Below are 23,053 nucleotides of genomic sequence, written 5' to 3'. Positions count from 1 at the left end.
CAACTTATGCACGACCGAAACTCGAAGACAGCTTTTAGAATTTAAGCGCGCATCATCGCGGGTGTCATAGCACAACAACATGCCTGTTGTAGGACACGAAAAGCAGAAAGATATCGATGCGTAAAAGTACTCATAAATGTTCCATACAGTGGTGAGTTTTGTTCACTCTAATATGGCAACAACTGTGCCAACATTTTAAGTATTTATTTTTTAAAGTTTTATTATTTAAATCTGATAAATTCTGTTGGTTTTAACGCCAAAAAACTGTTGGTTATTCAACAGTTGCTTATTTCAAATCATCAGATATCTCCATTTTTATATCTCATTTTATGAAATAAGAAATACGCTTTGGGCTTTTAATAACTAATGTTACGCCTATCAAAGTAATTTCGGATTTTTAAAATGATTTTTAAATCTATTCGATGGAGTCTTACATCTAGGGATTGAATAACGGGATTAGCCTTCGGCTGGAGGTACTCTTACGAAACGTTGTTTCTCATTCGACAAAATGAGAAGCGTGCTTCGCAAGGAAACCATCTTGCGGTGCAATACACCTCACCGACAAAACTCGTTCAATACCATCAAATGATTCAAAGGATCGTAAAAACATTTTTGATTAAAAGTCGTCTTGTCTCAAACAATTGCGGATGACACTACCGCGTATCGTTCTTTTATTTGGATCAAATTGCGCTTCTGATATTACTAGAGCATAAAAAAATCCACTGACGTGGGCTCTTTTCAATCGATTTTAATTACCGTTTATTGACCAAATTTAGTCGCCATCGCTGTTAATTTTTGATAACCCGTCGGTAGCAAACGTTGAATTAAATCAATCGCTTTTGCATCATTACCAATCAATAAACGGCGCTTATCTTTTTGTACTGCTTCAATGATTTGACGAGCCGCTTCTTCAGGTGGACAACGCAAGAATTTATTAAACGACTGTGCCGATTTTTGCGGGTTCATGCCTAAACTTTTCAGGCTATCATTCATTTTTGCGGCATTGGCAATATTGGTACGAATCCCGCCCGGATGTACACATAGCGCACTCACGCCACAGTTTTCAATATCCAATTCTTGGCGTAAAGATTCGGTAAAGCCACGTACTGCAAATTTAGTGGCATTATATGCCGACTGTGTTGGCTGTGCAGTTAAGCCAAACAAGCTGGAAATATTGATGATATGGCCTTCACCACTTTGCTTGATATACGGTAAAAATTCTTTGGTGCCATAAACCACACCCCAGAAGTTAATATTGACAATCCACTCCAGTTCTTCGTAGCTTGCCCCTTCAACGGTCGTACCCAATGCCACACCCGCATTGTTAAAAATCATATTCACCGAACCATGATCTTTAACGGTCTGTGCTGCCCATGCTTTCATTGCCGCAAGGTCTGACACATCGAGTTTTTGCGTGGTTACACGTACATTGCTGGCTTTCACTAAGTCTACGGTTGCCGCAAGACCCTGTTCATTCACATCGCTTAAAGACAGATGGCAGCCTTGTTTCGCCAAAAGCACTGCCAATTGCTGACCAATACCTGAACCTGCACCTGTAATGGCAGCCACTTTATTTTTGAAGTTTTTCATTGTGATTCCTTATTCCTTTATGCTGCCGCTTGGCTTTATCACAGCGTGATCTCATTTGCCAATGTGTGCAGTTCGTCGACTTAATATAGTTTTGACAATACATATTGTCAATGTCATCTTAGGACGTGCTAAGCTGTTGAAATCGCCAATGCTTAAACATAGGTTTAAACTGAAATTATTGCTAAAATAAGATAAAATTCTGCTTTAGTTCAGCGTATATTTTCATGACAGATGCAACAAATCACACAGAACAACAACAGGCAAAAAATGTGAAGGAACGTCAATTTAAAGGGCTTTCTCTCAGTGAACGTAAGCAAGCGCGACGTGAAAAACTGATTGAAGCCGGTATAGAAGCCTATGGTACACATGGCTTTTTTTCAGTGACTGTGAAAGATATTTGTTTGGAAGCCAAGCTGACCGAACGCTATTTTTATGAATCATTTAAGAAAAGTGAGCAACTGTTCCAGACCATCTTTTTAAAATTAATCGATGAACTGCAACAAAACGTGATGCAAGCCATCATGCAAGCATCAACCGATTCTAAAAAAATGATTGAAGCGGGTTTAACCGCCTTACTGTTAACCTTAAAAAATAATCCACGTATGGCGCGCATCATTTACATCGATGCCATGTTGGTACAAGAGCTACATAACCAAGCCACGATTAATGAAACCATGATGCGCTTTGACCGTATGATTCATGCCTTTGTCATGCTCATGATGCCGAATATTGATCGTTCAGAACGCGAAATTTCAATGGTCGCAACAGGTCTCAATGGTTATGTCACCCAAATCGCGATTCGCTGGGTCATGAGTGGTTATAAACAACCGATTGACGAAGTTTTATCGTCATGTAGCGTGGTCTTTTTGGCCTTGTTGGATGCTTTTTCTGAAAAACCCAGGAAATAAATTCTGAGCTCAACACTGATCTTTACAATTTTTTGAATGATTTTTTTGTGACAACAACATGATGCAAAGCCCATGTTGTTGAATATTTCAGGATTTAAATTGTCACAATTTCTTTCTAAACCCCAATGAAAGATCATTTTTGCAATGATACTGTCATAATTAATCTTTGTAATAAGCCTGTCATAAATATAAAACGGTCTACCGTTTACATAAAATAGGGTATTGCGCTGTGAAAGATGACTATATTTTAATCGTCGACGACGAACTCCCGATTCGGGAAATGATCCATACTTCACTGGATATGGCTGGTTTTCAATGTCAGCAAGCTGAAGATGCCAAACAAGCGCACCAAATGATTGTGGATCAGCGTCCTGCACTGGTTTTATTGGATTGGATGATGCCTGGTGGCGTGAGTGGTGTAGACCTATGTCGTCGTTTAAAACGCGATGAAAATTTGTCAGAAATTCCAGTCATCATGCTCACTGCGCGCGGTGAAGAAGACCATAAAGTCCAAGGTCTAGACGCAGGCGCAGATGACTACATGACCAAACCCTTTTCCACCCGTGAGTTAGTGTCACGCATTAAAGCGGTGCTGCGTCGCTCAAATGCCTTGGGTGGTGAAAAAACCATTGATGCCAATGGTTTAATCCTCGATCCAGTCAGCCAACGTGTCAGCTTTGGTAACACCATTTTAGATATGGGACCGACTGAATATCGTTTACTGGCCTTCTTCATGACTCATCCTGAACGTGCCTATACCCGTGCTCAATTATTAGATCAGGTTTGGGGTGGAAACGTGTATATTGAGGACCGTACCATTGACGTGCATATTCGTCGTTTGCGTAAAGTTCTTGAACCTTTCCAAGCCGATCGTTATGTCCAAACTGTTCGTGGTACAGGTTACCGTTTCTCTACCCGTGCAGACGCTGTGATGGGTTAGTCATTTTAGGTCTTTAATTTTCTATGTACGAACCGTATCCCGTCCCTGAACTTGCCAGTAAACATAAAAAATTCCGTTACAGCAGTTTATGGACTTTTGCCAAGCAGGATTTAAGACTGCTGGCATTTTTCCTACTCATTGCTGCACTCATCGGCTTTGGTATCGGGTACTTATGGATCTGCATCTTAATTGCCTTTGCAGTGTTCTTTGCATTGCAAATGCGTTCGCTGTACTTGGTCAACGAATGGATTTCAAACCGTCCCTATGATGTCCCGCCGAATTTAGACGGTATTTGGGGGGCTTTGCTCTTTAATGTATACCGTGCGCAGCGTCAAGAACGCATTGTACAAGCTGAAATGGTTGGTCTGATCGACCGCGCTCAATCTTCCTTAGTGGCACTTGCTGAAGCTGTGGTATTGATTGATGAATTACACCAAATCGAATGGTGGAACCCTGCCGCAGAAAAGCTTTTGGGGATTCAACAGCTCGATCAAGGGCGCAATATTTTAAGTATTTTAAGACAGCCCAGTTTTATCGAATACTTTACCAATATCGATTTAGCCCCCGATGGTTTGAAAATGAAATCATCGGTGCTTGAAGACCATTATGTGCAAGTGAAATTGACCCGTTTTGGTCGCGAAAGTCGTTTACTGGTGGCCTATGACGTCACACGCATGCATAACCTTGAGCAGATGCGTAAAGACTTTGTCGATAATATTTCACATGAGTTACGCACACCGCTCACGGTTTTAAGTGGTTATATCGAAACCTTTACCGATCAGGAAGATTTAAATCCACGCTGGAAACGCGCATTCGATCAAATGCAGTCTCAAACCCGCCGTATGAATGCTTTGGTTAATGACTTGTTATTATTATCTCGTCTGGAAAATGATAAAAAAGTTGCTAAAAATCAAATCATTGAAATGCCCAGCCTAATGAACCAACTATATGACGATGCACATGCTTACAATGTGGATTATGGACATACACTGAATCTCGAGATTGATAGTCACTGTGACCTAATCGGATCAGATATGGAATTGGCGAGTGCCTTTAGTAACCTCATCACCAATGCAATTAAATACACCCCCAAAGGCGGTACTGTGACCATTGGATGGCATGATGATGGTACGCATGGTTATTTTACCGTTGAAGATACGGGTATCGGGATTGACCCGAAACACTTACCCCGTTTAACGGAACGGTTTTACCGTGTGGACAGCGCACGTAGTCGCCAAACGGGAGGAACTGGTTTAGGTCTTGCCATCGTGAAACACGTTTTGATGCAACATCAGGCACACCTTGAAATTGAGTCCAAAGAAAACCGTGGTTCGCTGTTTAAAGTCGTCTTCCCTAAAGAACGCTTGTATCATGTGAGCTAAGCAGAATCATCCCGCCGGTCTTGCTGTGCTTCCAACTGTTGTTCTTGTTGTTTGGCACGGCGATATGCAGGACGCTGTTGCATCCGTTGTAAGAAAGCCTGAATTTGTGGATATCGCCCTTGCGTTCGGGTCATGACGGCTTCTAATGGAAACGTCATCTGAATATCCGCAAAGCTAAACGGTCCCGCAAAATATTCATTTTCCGCTAAATGGTTTTCTAAAAACTCGATATGTTCTTTTAAGCGAGGTCGTACAAAACCTTTTTTGACCCCATCACAAATGCGATTAGCTACGGGTTTGATGACCCAAGGTACATGGCGTGGCACATTGCTCATGACCAACTGCATCACCAATAACGGCATTAGAGAACCTTCGGCATAATGCATCCAAAAGCGATATTGTTGTTTTGAATGTTCCGCCTTGGCTGCAAAAAAATCATGCCGATCGTACTTCTCTTGTAAATACTCCAAGATCGCTGCAGATTCTACCAAGACCAGTCCATCATCCTGCAATATGGGCGACTTTCCTAAAGGATGGATGACTTTAAGCTCAGGGGGAGCAGACAAATTTGGCTGGCGCAGATAAAACTGAACCTGATAATCCAGTCCTAATTCCTGCATTGCCCATAAAATACGAAATGAACGAGATTTTTCTAGATGATGTAGCACCCGCATGGGTTCATCTCCTATATGAAGTCTAAAATTTTCTTATTTCTGGCAAGCCATTACTATTTTGAAGTACTTAAATCATAAAAAGTGTCAGATCACTGCTTAGGGCTATATCAAAACTAAATTTTGCACAGTACAGCAGCAACCTGCTTTTAAATTAAACTAGAGTAGTTTTAATGTCTACACTGCGCAATAAAGTTTTTGTCACTGGGGTTTTTTCACAAATGGACAAGATTTTTTGCTCTAATTCTGCATCCAAGGACGTTTGAAAATGCAGGCGTCGCTCAACCCATTCAGCTCCTTCACGGTTCGCACAAAAGTCTGCCTCGACACGAAACTCACCCAATTGGATTTGTTTATGTGCTGCATACATGCGCAAGGTAATCATTGTGCATGAGATTAAAGATGCGCACAGTAAATCATACGGTGCTAAACCTAAGTCCCCGCCGCCAAATGATTCGGGCTTATCGGTAATAAGTTGATGTTTTCCACTCTGAATTTCACCTGACCACGGTGCTTGTAAGGTGTTTACTGTTGCCGTTGCGACGATACCCATAATGACTCCCTCATGGTTATGCCGCACCATTTTCACCACAGGTACGGCTGTTCACTTTTATTTTTAAGTTAACGTGATGGACGTATTTTATCAGGGAAAGCCGGTGCTTCTAGTCGTGGACCATCATAGTCTGGAATAGAGCCAAAGCGTTCGTCCTGATTAATCCACTGCTCACGGGCAATATTCAATTCTTCTTGTGTGCGCCCCACAAAATTCCACCACAGCAAAATCGGTGATTCAAAAGGTTCACCTCCTAATAATAAAACACGGCCACCTGCATGTAGGTCAATTTTGACTTGGGTTAAGCCCGGCTCAAGTACCACCATATTGTCTTCATTTAGCTCGTGACCATTGATACTGGCAGTCCCTTCGAGGGCCATAAAGCCATATTCAAATTTTGGATTGAGCGGCAGGACGGTACTTTGACTTTCCGAACTACGCAGATCGACACCCAATAATTCACTATGTACTTTTACCGGCGATTTAGTCTGTAAAAATTCACCCACCAATACCGTCAATTCAATACCGTCTTGTGTCACCACAGGCAACTCTGGGTAATGGTCAAACTGGGGCGCCATATTGATTTTGTCATCTGGCAATGCAATCCAAAGCTGCGCAGCATGCATTTGCGTTTCAGACTCTGGAGCAACCTCAGTATGCGAAATACCATAACCCGCTGTCATGAGATTGACTTGTTTGGGCTGAATTAACTGATGTGTGCCCAAACTGTCGGTATGCATCATGGTGCCATCAATCATCCAGGTGAACGTTTGCAAACCAATATGTGGATGTGGACCGACATCTAAGCCATCACCTTGAGGGAAATGCACTGGACCGGCATGGTCAAGGAAACACCATGCACCAATCATCCGTTTATGCCGACTCGGTAAAGCACGTTTAATCACTGTGCCTTGACCAATTTCAGCACGGCGCAGTGGAAATTCTTGAATGAACTGATTGACGTATTTTTCACAATCGTCGGAATGAGATATTTCTGTGTAATTGGTATTGGTCATATTCTTACCCTAAATTTGGCTAAGCCGATGCAAGGACTATCGGCTAGAGCTATGCATTTTTTTCCATTATATCTGCATTAACTCAATCTTCTTCAGCTGTCATTAATACGCTGAATCACAGAGATAGGACAATCGTTTTTTTGTTGCCTAATATGACATACAGCATAACAGTTATTGATGCTTATTTAGACAACATCCAATGCGAAATTACTTGTTCAGATCACGTGAAATGTAAATTTAAGTAACACAAATTAACACTCATTTTTGACCAAACAATACCAAATAATTCACAAATCCTTGAAATAACGTGTTTAATTTTAAATAAAAATGGTATAGATTATTTGAGTTACATAAAATTACATACAAACCATGCTCACCCGTCGGTAATCTTGCATGATCAATGAGTATAAGAAAGAATCACGTGCACTGATCCAAAAAGCCTTGAAAGGAACCGTTGTTCGCGTTCCTGCTCAATTTCGTCAAGAATTTTTCCACTACCATCGTCGTCAACTTTTTAAATTCTTTTTCCAAGTCAACATCGTTGCACAATTGGCCTATCTCTCTTATGCCATAGCGGATTGGTTTATGTTGCCCGATGTGGGCTTGCTCGCGATAGGCTTAAAAACGGCCTATACCTTACTGATGATGGGCATCACATGGGTCATTTATACATATAGCAAGAGCATTTTACTCTTTGACTTGATGCTTCCCCTATCGATCGTTGGTGCTTCTGCGCTGTGGTTTAGTCTACTCAATTTATCCAATAGTCCCGATGTGCCGATCTATTTATATGCATCTTTGGTTTTTATTGTACTAGCCAATTTATGTGTACAAATCCGCTTTAAAGCTGCTGTGCTCATTTCTCTGTGTATCAGTCTAATCTTGCTGATTGGGGTGTATTTCGCCGTTTCTGGCGATATCCATCAACTGCAACTGTTTATCTTGATCTATTCTCCCGTGTTGTTATTTAGTTTGTATATCAGTTGGAATTCAACACAAAAATCCAGAATTGTTTTTTTACACAGTAAACTCGATCAGTTGAACCGTGAAGCGCTCAATATTATGGCGCATACCGATGTGCTGACTGGCTTAAACAATCGACGTCAATTTATTCAACTTGCCAATTATCATATTCATCATCAGTCCAAACCGTTGCAGCCACTTTCATTACTGATTTTTGATGTCGACAAATTTAAAAATATTAATGATCAGTTTGGGCACTATATTGGTGACCATGTTTTACAACAAATTGCAGAAACGTGCCGACATACCTTACGTAGCCAAGACATCATTGCCCGCTTCGGCGGTGAAGAATTTATTATTCTTTTACCGCAGACACACCTGCGTCAGGCTCAAGATATTGCCGAACGCCTACGACGGGCAATAGCCGATGATTATTTAGAACTTGATACACTACAAAAACTTAAATTTACCGTTTCAATTGGTGTTGCCGAATTTGGTCAAAAGAACCGAGATTTACAAAGTGTCATTCGCATGGCCGACCAGGCACTTTATCAAGCAAAATCTGCAGGACGCAATCAAATTTCAACTTATAAAACAGCAAGTTAATAATATATTTTGTAACATTCATCAGACGATTTTTTATCATTCATTCGAAAAATCCCTAGTTTCAGGTAGATATTTTTGTGTGTTTTTTGTTCATAATTTGTCCTAAGCCATTTATGGAGAAGGGACATGTCTGTTGATGTACGAATGAGTTCTCGGACTAATTCGTCTGCTCAGGAAGTTCGTAAAAATCATACTCATACTTTGAAACTTTCTGAGTGTGATCTTGCCAATCGTGCCGAGATTGAACAAGCCATTGCAGATCCTTTTGCACGTATTCCTACGCAGTTTAGAAACTATTTTCTACAACATCAGTATGCCCATCAGTTACCTTATTTACGTCAAGTGAACTATATGGCGCAGATTACGTTTCTTCTTTATTTTTTTGCTGACATTTTTATTATCCCTGACATGTTCTTTTGGTCAGGTCTTTCTCGAGTGGCCATGATTATTGCTGCCCTATTAGTTAGCTTCTATCTGTTTAAATACAAAAAAGATATTCGTGTGCTCGACATGATCTTACCGATTGGGACGGTCTGTAGCACCGCGATTTGGATTGGCTTATTATTGGCTTCAGATAGCCCAATGGTCTCGTCCTATATCTATGGTGCAGCGATCTTTATCTTGATTGCCAATGTCTGCGTACAAACACAATTTAAGCCCGCCTTGTATTGTTCGGGCCTCATTTCGCTATTGGTATATTTTGCGGTGAGTCAGCTTTTATCATGGCAAGAAGCACTGATTTTTGTGGTGGTGTCTATTCCTGTTTGGATGATCAGCATTCATATGAGCTGGAACAATACGCTCAATGCACGACGTCATTTTTTACGCACCCTGCTTGACGATTGGAATATGCATACGCTGAAAAATCTAGCGCATACAGATGAGCTCACCCAGTTATATAACCGTCGTCAGTTTGTTCAACTGGCTGAACATCGCATCCATGAATGGCCAACGCCTGCAAGCACTTGCTTATTGATGTTTGATGTCGATCATTTTAAACATATTAATGATAATTACGGGCATGATGTTGGTGATCAGGTACTGCAATGTATCGCTGAAACCACCCGCAAAGAAATGCGCCAAAAAGATGTCTTGGCTCGTTTTGGTGGTGAAGAATTTATTGTGCTGCTGTCTGAAACGCAAATACAGGATGCAATGTTGATCGCGGAACGTATTCGTCTAACGCTTCAAAATCAATCATTGCTGAATGTCGCAAATCACCCAATCCAATTTACCGTTTCCATTGGTGTTTCACAGCTTAAATCACATAAGCAAAATTTAACTGAACTCATTAAGCAAGCGGATATTGCGCTGTATCAGGCAAAAGAAAATGGCCGTAACCGTGTAGAGCGCTATGATTCAAGCATGAAACCCGAACGTAAATCGACGAAGTCTTGGCAAAGCTTTACTCATAAAGCGAAGCCTAAAGCTGAACCGAATAATGAAAGCGATAGTAGTTGGTCAATTGTTTATAAATAGAATGTTGAGATATAAAAAAAGGACGCTGAAGCGTCCTTTAAGTTTATTTAAAAACTATCTTCATCAAAACGGTCTTGATCTATTTTATAAATATGGAAACTTCTTTCAATTTGAATACCCAAGCCAAATTCAATCATGAGAGATGTAAGCTTGTCACCATCAATTAAAACAATGCCTGATTTCTTTGCTGACTCAATTGCTTCTTTACTAAAACAAGAAGTAGTAATAAATACGCCCTTTTTCGCCACTTGATCAGCCAAAGCTCCCTTAAACTGTTGAATGTCAGGGCGCCCCACCGTATTTTCCCAACGTTTAGCTTGAATATATATTTTATCTAAACCTAAACGATCTTCACTGATAATACCGTCAATGCCACCATCACTGGTTTTACCTATTGCTTGGGCTGCGTCTTGATGTGAACCGCCATAACCCATTATTACCAACAAATCGACAACTAATTGCTCAAAGAATTTGGGTGAATTACTTTTAATTTTATTTAATAGCTCATCTTTAATTGTTTGATTAAGCTCCTTTGATGATTGTTCGATTATTTCTGCAGGCGTCAAATGTTCTGTTTGAATAGATGTAGCATGCTCTTCTATTAGAACTAGATTTTGAATATTTTTATTATGGTTAGAACCAATTTTATAATCAGAAAACCCTTCAAACTGCATCAAATACTGATTAGTTATATTGGATAAGCTGGACAACTCAATAGACCAACCTAACGTACTTAATTCGCAAAGACCACGTGATGGTTGTTGTATCAAACCTGCTTTAACCAAATATGTTTTCGCCCAGCCAACACGATCATAAAATACTGTTTTTGTACCACTAGATAGCCTTAAATTTAAATCAGCTTCAGATAACCCAGATCTTTCAGCTAAAATTTTTGTGGCAGAACTTAATTTTATTGCCTCTTTTTGTTCTGCTAAAAGTTTCATTAATGGAAGCATCAACTGATCGTATGTAGGCAATGACATTTAACTTGCTCTTTTTAAAATAGTATTTTTCATAATTATAAACAAAAAAAAGGACGCTGAAGCGTCCTTTTTTTATTAGAAATATTTAGGTTTCCCTAAATAGCCGCGAGCATAGCTCTTGGCGTAAAACTGGCACGAAGCAGTGCTTCGTGAAACCCCAGTCTGGCGCAGGCATAGCCTTTGCCGTAATTTAGGCAAGAAACGTTGTTTCTTGAAATCCCTAAATTACTCCCACTCAATCGTAGCAGGTGGTTTAGACGATACGTCATAAACAACACGAGAAACTTCAGCAATCTCGTTCATGATACGTGTAGAAATCTTGTCTACTAAGTCGTATGGAAGATGTGCAAAACGTGCAGTCATAAAGTCCACAGTTTCTACAGCACGAAGCGCGATCACCCATGCATAACGACGGCCATCACCTACGACACCCACAGATTTCACAGGTTGGAATACAGCAAATGCTTGTGCAGTTTTGTCATACCAGCCGCTTGCGCGAAGTTCTTGCATGAAGATGTCATCTGCTAGACGAAGGATATCTGCATATTCTTTTTTCACTTCACCAAGAATACGTACACCTAGACCTGGGCCTGGGAATGGATGACGGTAAAGCATTTCAAATGGAAGACCAAGAGTTGTACCTAAACGGCGTACTTCGTCTTTGAACAAATCACGGATTGGCTCAACCAATTCGAATGCTAAATCTTCTGGTAAACCACCCACGTTGTGGTGTGATTTAATCACGTGTGCTTTACCTTGTTTGCTTGCTGCAGATTCAATTACGTCTGGGTAAATGGTACCTTGAGCAAGGAAGTTCACACCGTCAAGCTTACGTGCTTCTTCAGCAAACACCTCAATGAATTCACGGCCGATGATTTTACGTTTTTTCTCTGGATCAACTTCACCAGCAAGAGCTGTTAAGAAGCGATTTTCAGCGTCGGCACGAATCACGCGGATACCCATGTTTTTCGCAAACATGTCCATCACTTGTTCGCCTTCGTTCAAACGAAGTAAACCGTTATCTACAAATACGCAAGTCAATTGGTCACCAATCGCACGGTGTAAAAGTGCAGCTACAACAGATGAATCGACACCGCCTGAAAGACCCAATAGAACTTTTTGATCACCAATTTGCTCACGAAGTTGTTCTACGCGAAGATCGATGATGTTTTCTGAGTTCCACAAGTTACGGCAACCACATACGCCATGTACGAAGTTAGACAATAACTCAGCACCTTTCGCAGTATGAGTTACTTCTGGGTGGAATTGGATACCGTAGAAACGACGTTTTTCATCAGAAACCATCGCCACTGGGCAGCTTGGTGTGCTTGCAGTGACTTGGAAACCTTCAGGAATTTGAGTCACTTTATCGCCATGACTCATCCATACTTTTAATTGGTCTTTGGTATCTTCAAGATCACCAATTAAAGCATCACGGACTTTAATATCAACTTCTGCATAACCAAATTCATGCACAGTACCTGGCTCAACTTTACCGCCAAGCTGTTCTGACATGGTTTGTAGACCATAGCAAATACCTAAAACAGGTACACCAAGTTCAAATACAACTTGTGGTGCGCGCGGACTACCTTCTTCATGAACACTTTCTGGACCACCTGAAAGAATGATCCCGTTTGGGTTAAATGCACGAATGTCTTCTTCAGACATATCAAATGCGTACATTTCTGAATAAACACCAGCTTCACGTACACGACGTGCAATAAGCTGACTATATTGAGAACCGAAATCCAAAATCAGGATACGGTCTTCAGTAATTTGGGTATTGGTAGTCATGGCAAACAACTATGCAGGCAACGAATATAAGCGCCGTATTCTAACATTTTTCTTGGACTTTCGCACACTATTCGGACAGGGACAAAAACCACAAGCCAAACGATGTTTTTTACAACACATTTCAGGGCTTTATTGATTTACTTTAAATCAAGCCATAGACATGAAAAAAGCGGCAGAACGCCGCTTTGATAGATGCTCGGACTCATAACCGCTTTATTTTGATTTTTCAATCCAATGATCAAAACTAAATTTACCAGCACCATGTAACATGAGAAATAATAAACCGCCTGACATCGCCAAATTTTTCATAAAGTTAATACCATCTTCTGCACCGCCATGGAATAAAAATGCAGTGATTAAACTAAATACGGTTAGACCCAATGCCGCAAAACGCGCTTGAAAACCAAACAATAAAGCTAAGCCACCACCCAACTCGACTAAAATGGTGATTGGAAGTAGCCCTGCCGGTACACCCATTGACTCCATATAACCTGCAGTTGCAGTGTAAGCGGTAATTTTGCCCCAACCTGCCACAATAAAAATATAAGCCATCAAAATACGTGCAACGAGACTGATTACCGCATTGATTTGCGGCTGTTGACTCAGATTTTTCACCACTAGATTTGGATTAAACATACTGAAACCTATTTTTAATACTGTTCAAAAGATGTGCTTAGATTAGGTCGTTTCTTATTCTCTTTAAATATGCTTTTATAATACTCATCATTCCATATATAGAACGATTTTACTGATAATTAATTACGTTTTAATACTGACTTTGCTGCCCCAGACTGATAGCATCAGACCACTATTTTACGCATATAAGCCCCATGGAACTGATTGATTTTATACTACATGTTGATGACCATTTACTCGAGTTCATTACCAATTATGGCGTATGGATTTATGCAATTCTGTTCCTGATTATTTTTGTTGAAACCGGTTTAGTGGTCATGCCCTTTTTACCGGGTGACAGTCTTCTGTTTGCAGCAGGCGCGCTCGCTGCGTCAACAGGTGCCATGGATCCATGGGTTTTGGTGATTTTGCTGTTTATCGCTGCGGTCTTGGGCGACACGCTGAATTACCATATTGGTAAATATATTGGCCCACGTGTCTTTGAAATTGAATCACGCTTCATTAACCGCCAACATTTGGTCAATACGCAAAAATTCTTTGAAAAACACGGTGGTAAAACCATTATTTTTGCCCGCTTTATTCCTTTTGCACGAACCTTCGCGCCTTTTGTCGCAGGTGCAGGCAGCATGAACTACAAGTACTTCCTGACTTTTAACATGATTGGTGCGATTTGTTGGGTCGGTTCATTTATCACTTTGGGCTATTTATTTGGCAATATGCCCATCGTGAAAGATAACTTCACCCATCTGATCTTTGGCATCATTATTATTAGTGTTTTACCGGGTGTAATTGGTTTTATTCGAGCAAAATTAAAGAAATAAACCGATGTGGTGAACACCTTTAAGCAAAAAAGCGCAAAACCACGGGAAACATACATAAAATCAGCATCAGGGCCGATCCTTTATACAGAAGATCGGCCTTAATTTTTTGGGTCTTACCGGCCAAAATCGTCCGTCCAAATGACATCCAAAACAACGCAACAGGCAACAAAACTACACTAAATACAGCGAAAACCAAAATAAAATTTAATGGGCTTGCCCAAGTTTCTATCGGGAAAATACCTGCAGCAAAAAGCAAGGCTTTCGGATTTTTTAATGAGGAAATGAATAATTCACGTGGTTGAATTGAAGGATGTTTTTGATTGTACTGGTGTAAATGCGTCGATTTCCACAAATGAAAAGCCAACCATAAAACATAGGCAATACTGAGAAAATGTAGCAAGTGAATTAAATTCGGCCACACTGGAGCGCTTAAATGAATAATCAACGCCCACAAATTAATGGCATAGAAATAGCCCAATAATTCTGCAGGAATCAGCATGCACGTCTTTGCAATGCCTTGTTGATGTGCAGAGCTTGCCATTAGTGCATTGCTAGGTCCCGGCGTCATCATCACCGCAATCATTGCCAATACAAAAAGCCAACTCTCAATCATAAATACCCAGACAATGTTTCAAAGCGCACACCTTAGCCGAAATGAATTTAAAAAAACAAGTACGCGCTAGGTCAGTTTTATCCTTGTACAAGTCAATGCACTCACGCTGAATGTTCAAGACCAGAAGGAAGTATTGAAATACACCAATAATATTTAATTTAATTTTTTCATAGATTTAAATATTTTATTGGCTCTAAACAGTGCAGTTTATTTGGCTCAAAAAAAATGCCAGTAGACGCCTCACCTACTGACAAATTTTATTACACTTTTCTCATAGCACAGGCCTAAGCCTCAGCTCATGATCCGCTTATGATTTTGCTGCGGTAGCCGAATTTGCGCGAACGATAATCGGACAACCTTTAAATTTTGCTGCCTGTACAATCGCTTCTTGCTCACCTAGAACGCGTGAAAGTTCGGTACGTTTGGTATTTGAAGATTGTCCCATATTGACCGAAATACTCGGACCAATGCCCCAACCTCCACGGCTGCCCCAGCCACCACCAAGGCCTACACCCACACCAACGCCTGTACGCTTCGGTGTTTCTACACCATTTTGAATATAGTCGTGGATTCGGTTGTATTCGCTTTGCAATTGTTGGCAACTCAAAGACTGATACTGTATAGGTGAAACATAGCTTGGTTTTGGCGTACTTGCACATGCACCCAATACAACAGCAGTGAAAGCAACTAGACCACATTTAAGTGCATTCATACTTTTCTCGATACTACTTTTGCTCAATTTCATTGAACAATGATTGATAGGCTTGCGTCAATTTATGATCTGCAGCCAAATGGATTAAAGGTTGATTTTTATGATGAGATTCTTTCATCAGCACCGAAGGCGGTAACATGCTGTCCAATACAGGAAGTCCTTCATCTTTGAGTTGTTGTACAACTTCGCGCGGCAACTTCGCCTGTGCCTGAAATTGATTGACCACAATGCCTTCAATTTCTAAATGATCATTATGATCATCCTGCGTTTCTAACACATTTTCGATCAGGGTCTGTAAGGCACGTTTTGAAAACACATCGCAGTCAAATGGAATCAGCACGCGATCTGCCGCAATCAACGCAGATAAGGTAAAAAAGTTAAAGGCCGGCGGTGTATCAATAAACACTCGATCATATTGACCGCTCATCTGCTGCAAAGCATCGCGGAGTTTGTAAATTTTATGCTTAGATTCTAAGGCATGTGCCAACGCGCCTAAATTTGGACTGGCAGGAATCACATCTAAGCGTGGATAAGGTGATGCATGCACATAGCTTTCCAAACCTTTGGCACGACCTTTCAAAATCGAACCGATGGCATTTCCCAACAAACCTTTACTTTGTTGTGTCCCCAAGACTTCTTCAAAATAATTTTCAATATTGGGTTCAAGTGCAGGCTTATCTGCCGAATACGTCGCATCATCCCCCAACAAATATTGACTTGAATTGGCTTGAGGGTCGAGGTCAATCACCAAAGTTTTTAAACCTTGGTGCGCGCTTATCGCAGCTAAATTGACCGTAATACTCGATTTTCCTACTCCACCTTTTTGGTTAAATACCACACGCGTACGCATTCAAAACCCTCTAATCTTTGTTTTTCTACTCAAGCCTTGAAATCGGCCATGTGGATAAGCCATTTATCCAAAAACTGGTTTGATTATAACCAATGTAATGATGAAAATAAGTGCAATAGCTGCAATAAATAAGCCTGCACGGCGCTGAACCAATAAAACACTGTCATCTTTCTTATACGCTTTAGATAAAGAAGACAGAAGCGCCAAAAACAGTACAACTTTGGCATAGAACCATGGCTGCACATCAAAGTTTTTCATAAACAATAAGATAATTCCTGTTACGGCAATTAATGTCATTGAGCCATGTTGCAAAGCAACAAAAAACTTCCGGCCTGCTGGATTGGGTAAATTGCCCTGCGTCCCTTTAAACAGCGTAAAAGCACGAATGAAAATGGCAGCACAGCCTAAAGCCACGCCACACATATGAATGATTTTAATGATTAATTGCGTTTCCATGGCTCACCTTAAGATGACTTTGGTGCATGCGCACATTCAGGGCTAGTGGTGTCTTGACCTTTCCATTCTTCGGGTAAAAACGCATGAATGGCCAAGGCATGAATTTGCCCCGGACTAAGTAAATCACCTGCTGCGGCATAGACTTTTTGATGACGTTGCACCAAACGCAAACCTGCAAATGCCTCACTCACGATCACTGCTTTAAAATGCGACTCTTTACCTGGGAAATAACCACCATGACCTGCGGACTCATTCACCACTTCAAGATGTGTAGGCGCTAATGTCTGTAGACGCTCAATTAATTGCTGTTCTAAACTCAAAACGGCTCTCCCAAATTCAAAAAAAGGTTTAACTGGTCTTAGTATAGCCTGTATTTGTTCAAGTTCTTGTGTCGCAAACTTGCTGAAACCATCTGAATTGCATGATTTCATCAAAATGGAAGCCTTTGACCTACAAAAATCTTCCGAATTTCAAACAAATTGTTTTTATTTTATGCAAACGATGCACAGATTTTCATAAAGTTATTGACCTGAAAAATCCTTAATGTATTATACGTGGCTATGCGGGAATAGCTCAGTTGGTAGAGCATAACCTTGCCAAGGTTGGGGTCGGGAGTTCGAGTCTCCTTTCCCGCTCAAAATTTTTTCATTCGGTTTTTTATTTAAAAAATTGGATAGACTCCGCGGGAATAGCTCAGTTGGTAGAGCATAACCTTGCCAAGGTTGGGGTCGGGAGTTCGAGTCTCCTTTCCCGCTCCAAATTTTTTTCGATTCAGTTTTTTAGTAAAAAAACAGGATAGACTCCGCGGGAATAGCTCAGTTGGTAGAGCATAACCTTGCCAAGGTTGGGGTCGGGAGTTCGAGTCTCCTTTCCCGCTCCAAATTCAAAAAGCCCTCATCGAAAGATGGGGGCTTTTTTATTGTTGATTTTATTATATTTTTTAAAATAAGAAAGCTTTTTAGACTGCTTTCAAATAACGTCTATCCCAACGTCTTCAATTTGCAGGTGACCATAAGTGACCAAAAAGTGCCTTCAATAAATCAAAAAGATAAGAACCCCTTTCTAAAACTGCTTAAAAAATTATTCCACCGAAAATTCTATGTCATTAGACTTCTATTATTTTCAATTCAATATTTTTACAAGATCAAATAGGATCGTGACCATATTGCATCGCAAAGTAGACCTCGTGCACGCATCATTGGTCATACAGCCTTCCAGGTCATATTAAAGAAGTTAAATCAGCTCTTACATGACCAATCCATCTCAGACCATCACTATAAATTATTAAAAATTATTTATATTTTGGCTTACCGTACTGGTATGCGTATTAACGAAATACTCGGGTTACGTGTAAAAGATATCGAGGGTTTAAATCAATTTTCTATCTGGGTTCAACCTTATGGTTCAAAAAAACAAGGGAATCAACATCTGCTCAAAACGGATAGTGCGGAACGGATTGTGCCTGCCTACGCTTTGCTTAAAGATGATGAGTACCAATTCTTTAGCGATTTTGTTGTTGAAAAACGTTTAGAGAATAAGAAAAGTTTATATTTATTCAGCAACTTGAATGAAAATAAAAAACTGAATAAACACACTGTCACCGTACCCCTAAAACTGATATTAAATCAGGTCTTTAAAGTGCATCATTACTCCTTTCACTCTTTTCGTCACACTGCAGCGAATCACTTATCGCTTTTACTGAACTGTGAATATGCACCACTTGTGCAAAAGCTAACCGACTATAGCGAAAACGAATATCAAAAAATTCGAGCTGAGCTACTTCAAAATCAACATGGACAAAACCATTGGTTTGTTATTGCACATCTCTTAGGACATATAGAGCCAGTTGAAACATTCAAAAGCTATATTCATTTAAGTTATCTCATTGCTGGTCAAAAACTACTGAAACATCATCCAGATATGCCAAATGAATTGGCTAAAAAAATCATGGGCTACAATGTAACGTTTAAAAATTTGAAAATAACAAATGATGAAAAAGACTTTAATTTTGAAAAAAATCAGGCCGCTCTAGCAACGATATTATTGAACGATCAAACAAACTGGCTCCAGAGTAATGCGACTGACATTCTTAACGAACTGTCAGTACAAACAAATCAACCCCATGACTTTTTTGCTTTCTTCGCCGGCACAGAAGACTCTAAAATTTCACTTCAACGCTTTTATGAAACCTTAAATCAATTAGAGATTCACAACGATCCTCAAGCTGTATCTCAAAAAATGTGTTTACCAGAAGAACTCGTCAATTATTGATATGAAAATGCTCTAAATTTAGCTGCTATCAAATCACAAAAAAGCAATCCACGTTTATTTAGTATTGATAGCTCAACTCACTTAAAGCCAGCGATGCTTGATACTGATGCAGAGCTTCATGCTGTGACTTATTTTTTTGAACATCTACAGAAAATAGCTCGTAAAAATCCAGCACAAATTGAATCCGTTCTGAATATATTTTTGAATCGAGTGACCGCATCACACACAGGTATCCATTATCGCTGGAAGGATATCGATCAACTCGAACATTTTTACTCCCAAGTTAAGGCTTTATTTCCTGCCAAATTTTGGCACTTACTTGGACAAGATTTGCAAACAAAGTTAGATGCTAAACAACAGCCTCAACTTTTCAAATTAGCAAAAGCATCAACAGATAAACATCCATCAACTCAGGAAGAGTTTCCTCGTCTACAACTCTATTCAGTAAAAGATGGTCATGCTCTTGCTGCATTTAAATTTTGCTTACATCTAGCCTGTATTGGCAGACCTCGATCTCTTGAACTGCAAGTTGAAGCTCTAAAAATCACTACATGCGGTTAAATAATTTAACCGTTGCTTCCTTATCTAAAGCCAAACTTAATATATCTTTAGTAAAAATTGAGTGTCTGATCAACGATAATTAAATAGTATAAACTCTATGAATTAGCAGCGTCTGAAACAGGGATCGGTCATGCATACAACATCAGAAAAAACTGCAAAACAGAAAATGATATTAGCTAAGGCAGTTTTAGCTGCTGCTGAACGACTTGGTCTTGCACAGGATCAACTAGCCTTAATACTCAGTATAGATTCGGTGAAAACTTTAACCTCTCTTGAATTAGATCCCACTTCAAAACAGGGAGAAATCGCCCTCACTTTAATCCGTATTACCACATCACTAGATGCTCTGGCGGGTGGAGATACTACCTGGATGCAGCATTTCATGAAGTCATCAAATAAATTAACTAATGGCATTCCGGTAGAACAGATTCAAAATGCTCAGGGATTGTTCTCTGTTTTACAATTGCTAGAGGGTCTTCGAGCAGAACTTTAAAGAAATTAATGCATATAAATAATTTTGTATAATATTTTGAAAATTAATTGATTTATTATATTGTAATTCTTTAATTTAAGATTTGATATTAGGACAGTAATAGCTGTGTTTTAGGAAAAATCAGTGAATAATAAGTTAAAAGAAATTGCAGTTAGATTACAGCAAATTTTAGACCAAATCACATTATTACAAAATGAATATCAAAGCCTTTATCAAGAAAAAGAAAAACTTATATCGCTTGAAGAAAAAAATAAGAATTATTTATCAGCAGAAGAAAGACTTTTATTATTTTCTCAAAGGTTTATTGGACGAACTGATACCTTTGCTTATCGTTGGGAAAATAGCAGTGGAAAATCTGGTTATTCTGTTGCTTGTGCAAATGAGTGGAAACATGGCATTTGTTACAAACCTCAAATTAAATGTTCAGACTGTAAAAGCCGTCAACTATTACCCATCACACAAGAAGTTCTTTATTCTCATTTAACTGGACAGAAAGTTATAGGCATTTACCCACTATTAGCAACAGATCAATGTAGGTTACTCGCAGTAGATTTTGATAAATCAGATTGGAAAAATTGTGTAACTGCATTTTCTGAAGCGTGCTTATCTTTAAATATACCATTTTTGGTTGAGCGCTCTCGTTCAGGTAATGGCGCACATGTTTGGATATTTTTCTCTGAACCAATTGCAGCTAAGCAAGCTCGCTTAATGGGTGCAGGTATTCTAGATAAGGCCATGGAACTTTATCCAGCTCTAGATTTTGAATCTTATGATCGTATGTTTCCAAATCAAGATCACATGCCAGCAGGCGGATTTGGAAATTTAATAGCATTACCCTTACAAAAGCACGCAAGAGCGCTAGGAAATAGTACCTTTATTGACAGTAACTTTAATGCCTTTACTGACCCATGGACTGTTTTACAACAAACTGAATTAATGAGTTCTTCTGAAGTTAATAATATTGTGAATGAACTAGGCTACAATTTCATCGAACAGAATCAAACAGATGTTGACCATGAGGCTCCATGGGTAAAAAATATTCCTAAAAAAAATCAAAAGATCGCGGGATGTCCAGACGCTATTGAATTGGTATTCGCAAATATGATTCACATTCCAATTCAGACATTACCCTCTCAATTGATAGCTCAATTAAAAAGATTAGCCACTTTCTCCAACCCTCGTTTTTTTAAAGCACAAGCAATGCGTTTTTCAACGACAGGAATTCCAAGACACATATGCTGTGCCCGCCTTGAAGGACAATATCTCAGTTTACCACGAGGATGCCTAACAGATATAATTCACTTGCTTAATCAACAAGATACTAAAATAAAACTAAAAGATCAACGTACTAAAGGCAACATATTAGTCAATATAAATCTACTTACCGAATTATCCTCTGAACAGGAAATGGCATGTAAAAAAATCCTTGAACACGATGTTGGAGTTCTACATGCACCAACGGCTTTTGGAAAAACTGTTACTGCAATCTCTATCATTGCCAAACGCCAAACAAATACACTCATTATTGTTCATAACAAAGAACTTGTTTCTCAATGGAAAGAACGATTACATTCATTTTTAGCCGATGTCGAAATTGGTACAATACAAGGTGGAAAAGCCAAACCATCTAATCAAATTGACATTGCAACATATCAAAGTCTAATCAACCGTGTAAATAATTCAATCAAACCTATCGCCTTTAATTACGGACAAATTATCGTAGATGAATGCCACCATTTATCCGCACCAAGCTATGAATTTCTTCTCAGTGAAGTCAGTCCCTACTACATTCTCGGGTTAACTGCTACACCAGAACGTCAAGATGGGCATCAACCCATTATTTTCATGCAAGCTGGTTCTATTGTATACAAAGCAAAATCCAACAATCACACCCAGCTTAAAAAATTATTAATAAAAGTAAATTATGAAGGTGAATTCCCAGAAATTTTCTTTGGTACCGAAAATAAACCACATATTTCAAAGCTGATGCAACATCTTACTGAAGATACAGAACGTAATAATGCCATTATTAAAGATGTCTCTCATTGTATTCAAAATGGTCAGATCCCGTTAATTTTAACTGAACGTAGAAAACATGCCGAAAATCTTAGAAATAAGTTGAATGATTTAGGGTATAAAACATCTATTTTACAGGGAGGTATGAGCCATACAAAAAACATAAAAGAAAAACAAAATTTAGATGATGCTCATGTTGTGATTGCCACGGGAAAATACATTGGTGAAGGTTTTGATCTTCCTCGTTTAGATACCTTGTTCTTGGCATTCCCGATTTCATGGAAAGGCACTTTGGCTCAATATGTTGGGCGTATTCATAGATCAAATGAAGGTAAATTTGAAGTTCAGGTATATGATTATGTTGATGTTAACCATCCGATATTTGTCAAAATGTTTCAGAGAAGGAGTAAAAGTTATAAAGCTCTAGGCTATATTGTAGAACAATCACACAATAATATCGTTTTATAATTTTAGATCTATTGACACTACCCCAATTTTCAATCCATAAGATAATTAAACGTAAAGCCGCTTTTAAAATTCTAAATGTGTGGGTCTCCTTGGCATCAAAATAACTGGCCATCACAAAGGATGCGGGTCCGAATGCAAATTTTAACTGTATTTTCAGAGTCATTTCAGATCACTACGTAGCTAAGGCTGTTTTGCAGATCGAAATGATAAAATCATAAATTGCTTTTCAAGAAAAAAGAAACTAATATGTTTCTTATAACACTAAAAAGCA

General features: G+C 39.4%; 20 protein-coding genes, 3 tRNA genes and 1 pseudogene. 12 read left to right on the top strand and 12 right to left on the bottom strand.

The annotated features are described in order from the left end of the window. Nucleotides 1–759 precede the first annotated feature (759 nt). Complete coding sequence (locus FTT94_RS08420; RefSeq protein WP_180007971.1) at nucleotides 760–1,590, bottom strand: SDR family oxidoreductase; 831 nt, start codon at nucleotides 1,588–1,590, stop codon at nucleotides 760–762. A gap of 224 nt (nucleotides 1,591–1,814) precedes the next feature. On the opposite strand from FTT94_RS08420, the gene FTT94_RS08415 reads away from it, so the two are divergent. From FTT94_RS08415 to phoR, 3 genes are all read left to right on the top strand, one after another. Beyond that, nucleotides 1,815–2,498 carry a TetR/AcrR family transcriptional regulator gene (locus FTT94_RS08415; RefSeq protein WP_180105963.1) on the top strand — a complete coding sequence of 228 codons (684 nt, stop codon included), beginning with the start codon at nucleotides 1,815–1,817 and terminating at the stop codon, nucleotides 2,496–2,498. A gap of 229 nt (nucleotides 2,499–2,727) precedes the next feature. Next, nucleotides 2,728–3,438, top strand: coding sequence for a phosphate regulon transcriptional regulator PhoB (gene phoB / locus FTT94_RS08410; RefSeq protein WP_078191504.1), 711 nt, complete (start codon nucleotides 2,728–2,730; stop codon nucleotides 3,436–3,438). Nucleotides 3,439–3,461: 23 nt separating this feature from the next. Next, entirely contained in the window at nucleotides 3,462–4,820 is a 1,359-nt protein-coding gene (phoR, locus tag FTT94_RS08405; protein WP_180170594.1) for a phosphate regulon sensor histidine kinase PhoR, read from the top strand. On the opposite strand, the gene FTT94_RS08400 is transcribed toward phoR, so the two are convergent. The 3 genes from FTT94_RS08400 to FTT94_RS08390 form a co-directional block, all read right to left on the bottom strand. Beyond that, entirely contained in the window at nucleotides 4,817–5,494 is a 678-nt protein-coding gene (locus FTT94_RS08400) for a glutathione S-transferase family protein (protein ID WP_180003539.1), read from the bottom strand. The genes phoR and FTT94_RS08400 overlap by 4 nt on opposite strands. A 151-nt stretch (nucleotides 5,495–5,645) precedes the next feature. Then, a complete protein-coding gene (locus FTT94_RS08395) occupies nucleotides 5,646–6,044 on the bottom strand; it encodes an OsmC family protein (protein WP_180133304.1) in 399 nt (132 codons plus the stop codon). 68 nt (nucleotides 6,045–6,112) lie between these two features. Next, nucleotides 6,113–7,060 carry a pirin family protein gene (locus tag FTT94_RS08390; protein WP_180118179.1) on the bottom strand — a complete coding sequence of 316 codons (948 nt, stop codon included), beginning with the start codon at nucleotides 7,058–7,060 and terminating at the stop codon, nucleotides 6,113–6,115. Between the two features lie 393 nt (nucleotides 7,061–7,453). Between FTT94_RS08390 and FTT94_RS08385 the strand changes: the two genes are divergently transcribed. Both FTT94_RS08385 and FTT94_RS08380 read left to right on the top strand, forming a co-directional pair. After that, the gene (locus tag FTT94_RS08385) at nucleotides 7,454–8,629 is read left to right on the top strand and encodes a diguanylate cyclase (protein WP_180170593.1); all 1,176 of its coding nucleotides are present in this window, start codon (nucleotides 7,454–7,456) and stop codon (nucleotides 8,627–8,629) included. 144 nt (nucleotides 8,630–8,773) lie between these two features. After that, on the top strand, nucleotides 8,774–10,108 hold the full coding sequence (locus FTT94_RS08380; RefSeq protein ID WP_180170608.1) for a GGDEF domain-containing protein: 1,335 nt from the start codon (nucleotides 8,774–8,776) through the stop codon (nucleotides 10,106–10,108). Nucleotides 10,109–10,155: 47 nt separating this feature from the next. Here FTT94_RS08380 and FTT94_RS08375 read toward each other — a convergent pair whose 3' ends face one another. The 3 genes from FTT94_RS08375 to FTT94_RS08365 form a co-directional block, all read right to left on the bottom strand. Then, nucleotides 10,156–11,091, bottom strand: a complete 936-nt coding sequence (locus tag FTT94_RS08375; RefSeq protein WP_180114380.1) for a restriction endonuclease — start codon at nucleotides 11,089–11,091, stop codon at nucleotides 10,156–10,158. 225 nt (nucleotides 11,092–11,316) lie between these two features. Further along, nucleotides 11,317–12,885, bottom strand: a complete 1,569-nt coding sequence (gene guaA / locus FTT94_RS08370; RefSeq protein ID WP_180085648.1) for a glutamine-hydrolyzing GMP synthase — start codon at nucleotides 12,883–12,885, stop codon at nucleotides 11,317–11,319. Between the two features lie 213 nt (nucleotides 12,886–13,098). Continuing rightward, entirely contained in the window at nucleotides 13,099–13,521 is a 423-nt protein-coding gene (locus FTT94_RS08365; RefSeq protein ID WP_078191513.1) for a DoxX family protein, read from the bottom strand. 194 nt (nucleotides 13,522–13,715) lie between these two features. Between FTT94_RS08365 and FTT94_RS08360 the strand changes: the two genes are divergently transcribed. Continuing rightward, nucleotides 13,716–14,342, top strand: a complete 627-nt coding sequence (locus tag FTT94_RS08360; RefSeq protein ID WP_078191514.1) for a DedA family protein — start codon at nucleotides 13,716–13,718, stop codon at nucleotides 14,340–14,342. Between the two features lie 19 nt (nucleotides 14,343–14,361). Here the strand turns inward: FTT94_RS08360 and FTT94_RS08355 are convergent, their stop codons facing one another. The 5 genes from FTT94_RS08355 to FTT94_RS08335 all read right to left on the bottom strand — a co-directional run bounded on the left by FTT94_RS08355 (nucleotide 14,362) and on the right by FTT94_RS08335 (nucleotide 17,293). Further along, nucleotides 14,362–14,955: a LysE family translocator gene (locus FTT94_RS08355; RefSeq protein WP_168378830.1), complete on the bottom strand. Its 594-nt coding sequence runs from the start codon at nucleotides 14,953–14,955 to the stop codon at nucleotides 14,362–14,364. A 307-nt stretch (nucleotides 14,956–15,262) separates the two neighbouring features. After that, complete coding sequence (locus FTT94_RS08350) at nucleotides 15,263–15,667, bottom strand: hypothetical protein (RefSeq protein WP_180170592.1); 405 nt, start codon at nucleotides 15,665–15,667, stop codon at nucleotides 15,263–15,265. Between the two features lie 13 nt (nucleotides 15,668–15,680). After that, nucleotides 15,681–16,517 (bottom strand): ParA family protein, encoded by an 837-nt coding sequence (locus FTT94_RS08345; protein WP_180003554.1) that lies wholly within the window; start codon nucleotides 16,515–16,517, stop codon nucleotides 15,681–15,683. Nucleotides 16,518–16,580: 63 nt separating this feature from the next. Then, nucleotides 16,581–16,973 (bottom strand): SirB2 family protein, encoded by a 393-nt coding sequence (locus tag FTT94_RS08340; protein WP_180163216.1) that lies wholly within the window; start codon nucleotides 16,971–16,973, stop codon nucleotides 16,581–16,583. Between the two features lie 8 nt (nucleotides 16,974–16,981). Next, a complete protein-coding gene (locus FTT94_RS08335) occupies nucleotides 16,982–17,293 on the bottom strand; it encodes a BolA family transcriptional regulator (protein WP_078191519.1) in 312 nt (103 codons plus the stop codon). 242 nt (nucleotides 17,294–17,535) lie between these two features. Between FTT94_RS08335 and FTT94_RS08330 the strand changes: the two genes are divergently transcribed. The 6 genes and pseudogenes from FTT94_RS08330 to FTT94_RS16655 all read left to right on the top strand — a co-directional run bounded on the left by FTT94_RS08330 (nucleotide 17,536) and on the right by FTT94_RS16655 (nucleotide 22,782). Further along, nucleotides 17,536–17,608, top strand: a tRNA-Gly gene (locus FTT94_RS08330). A 47-nt stretch (nucleotides 17,609–17,655) separates the two neighbouring features. Further along, a tRNA-Gly gene (locus FTT94_RS08325) sits at nucleotides 17,656–17,731 on the top strand. A gap of 46 nt (nucleotides 17,732–17,777) precedes the next feature. Further along, nucleotides 17,778–17,853: transfer RNA gene (locus FTT94_RS08320), tRNA-Gly, on the top strand. Between the two features lie 278 nt (nucleotides 17,854–18,131). Then, a pseudogene (locus FTT94_RS08315) lies at nucleotides 18,132–19,805 on the top strand (site-specific integrase); the annotation flags it as partial. A gap of 130 nt (nucleotides 19,806–19,935) precedes the next feature. Continuing rightward, nucleotides 19,936–20,298, top strand: coding sequence for an antitoxin Xre/MbcA/ParS toxin-binding domain-containing protein (locus tag FTT94_RS08310; protein ID WP_180164531.1), 363 nt, complete (start codon nucleotides 19,936–19,938; stop codon nucleotides 20,296–20,298). A 123-nt stretch (nucleotides 20,299–20,421) separates the two neighbouring features. Beyond that, nucleotides 20,422–22,782 carry a DEAD/DEAH box helicase family protein gene (locus tag FTT94_RS16655; RefSeq protein WP_001060549.1) on the top strand — a complete coding sequence of 787 codons (2,361 nt, stop codon included), beginning with the start codon at nucleotides 20,422–20,424 and terminating at the stop codon, nucleotides 22,780–22,782. Nucleotides 22,783–23,053: the final 271 nt, after the last annotated feature.

The sequence above is a fragment of the Acinetobacter sp. YH12027 genome (assembly GCF_013420085.1).
GTDB classification, from domain to species: domain Bacteria; phylum Pseudomonadota; class Gammaproteobacteria; order Pseudomonadales; family Moraxellaceae; genus Acinetobacter; species Acinetobacter amyesii.
The sequence above is the reverse complement of the archived record's forward strand: the minus strand, read 5'-3'. Positions and strand labels throughout refer to the sequence as shown.

What these genes read in the sequence shown, in the direction of transcription:
- FTT94_RS08420 (WP_180007971.1), bottom strand. Translation starts at nt 1,590, where the DNA reads ATGAAAAACTTCAAAAATAAAGTGGCTGCCATTACAGGTGCAGGTTCA.
- FTT94_RS08415 (WP_180105963.1), top strand. Translation starts at nt 1,815, where the DNA reads ATGACAGATGCAACAAATCACACAGAACAACAACAGGCAAAAAATGTG.
- phoR (WP_180170594.1), top strand. Translation starts at nt 3,462, where the DNA reads ATGTACGAACCGTATCCCGTCCCTGAACTTGCCAGTAAACATAAAAAA.
- FTT94_RS08400 (WP_180003539.1), bottom strand. Translation starts at nt 5,494, where the DNA reads ATGCGGGTGCTACATCATCTAGAAAAATCTCGTTCATTTCGTATTTTA.
- FTT94_RS08395 (WP_180133304.1), bottom strand. Translation starts at nt 6,044, where the DNA reads ATGGGTATCGTCGCAACGGCAACAGTAAACACCTTACAAGCACCGTGG.
- FTT94_RS08390 (WP_180118179.1), bottom strand. Translation starts at nt 7,060, where the DNA reads ATGACCAATACCAATTACACAGAAATATCTCATTCCGACGATTGTGAA.
- FTT94_RS08385 (WP_180170593.1), top strand. Translation starts at nt 7,454, where the DNA reads ATGATCAATGAGTATAAGAAAGAATCACGTGCACTGATCCAAAAAGCC.
- FTT94_RS08380 (WP_180170608.1), top strand. Translation starts at nt 8,774, where the DNA reads ATGAGTTCTCGGACTAATTCGTCTGCTCAGGAAGTTCGTAAAAATCAT.
- FTT94_RS08375 (WP_180114380.1), bottom strand. Translation starts at nt 11,091, where the DNA reads ATGTCATTGCCTACATACGATCAGTTGATGCTTCCATTAATGAAACTT.
- guaA (WP_180085648.1), bottom strand. Translation starts at nt 12,885, where the DNA reads ATGACTACCAATACCCAAATTACTGAAGACCGTATCCTGATTTTGGAT.
- FTT94_RS08365 (WP_078191513.1), bottom strand. Translation starts at nt 13,521, where the DNA reads ATGTTTAATCCAAATCTAGTGGTGAAAAATCTGAGTCAACAGCCGCAA.
- FTT94_RS08360 (WP_078191514.1), top strand. Translation starts at nt 13,716, where the DNA reads ATGGAACTGATTGATTTTATACTACATGTTGATGACCATTTACTCGAG.
- FTT94_RS08355 (WP_168378830.1), bottom strand. Translation starts at nt 14,955, where the DNA reads ATGATTGAGAGTTGGCTTTTTGTATTGGCAATGATTGCGGTGATGATG.
- FTT94_RS08350 (WP_180170592.1), bottom strand. Translation starts at nt 15,667, where the DNA reads ATGAATGCACTTAAATGTGGTCTAGTTGCTTTCACTGCTGTTGTATTG.
- FTT94_RS08345 (WP_180003554.1), bottom strand. Translation starts at nt 16,517, where the DNA reads ATGCGTACGCGTGTGGTATTTAACCAAAAAGGTGGAGTAGGAAAATCG.
- FTT94_RS08340 (WP_180163216.1), bottom strand. Translation starts at nt 16,973, where the DNA reads ATGGAAACGCAATTAATCATTAAAATCATTCATATGTGTGGCGTGGCT.
- FTT94_RS08310 (WP_180164531.1), top strand. Translation starts at nt 19,936, where the DNA reads ATGCATACAACATCAGAAAAAACTGCAAAACAGAAAATGATATTAGCT.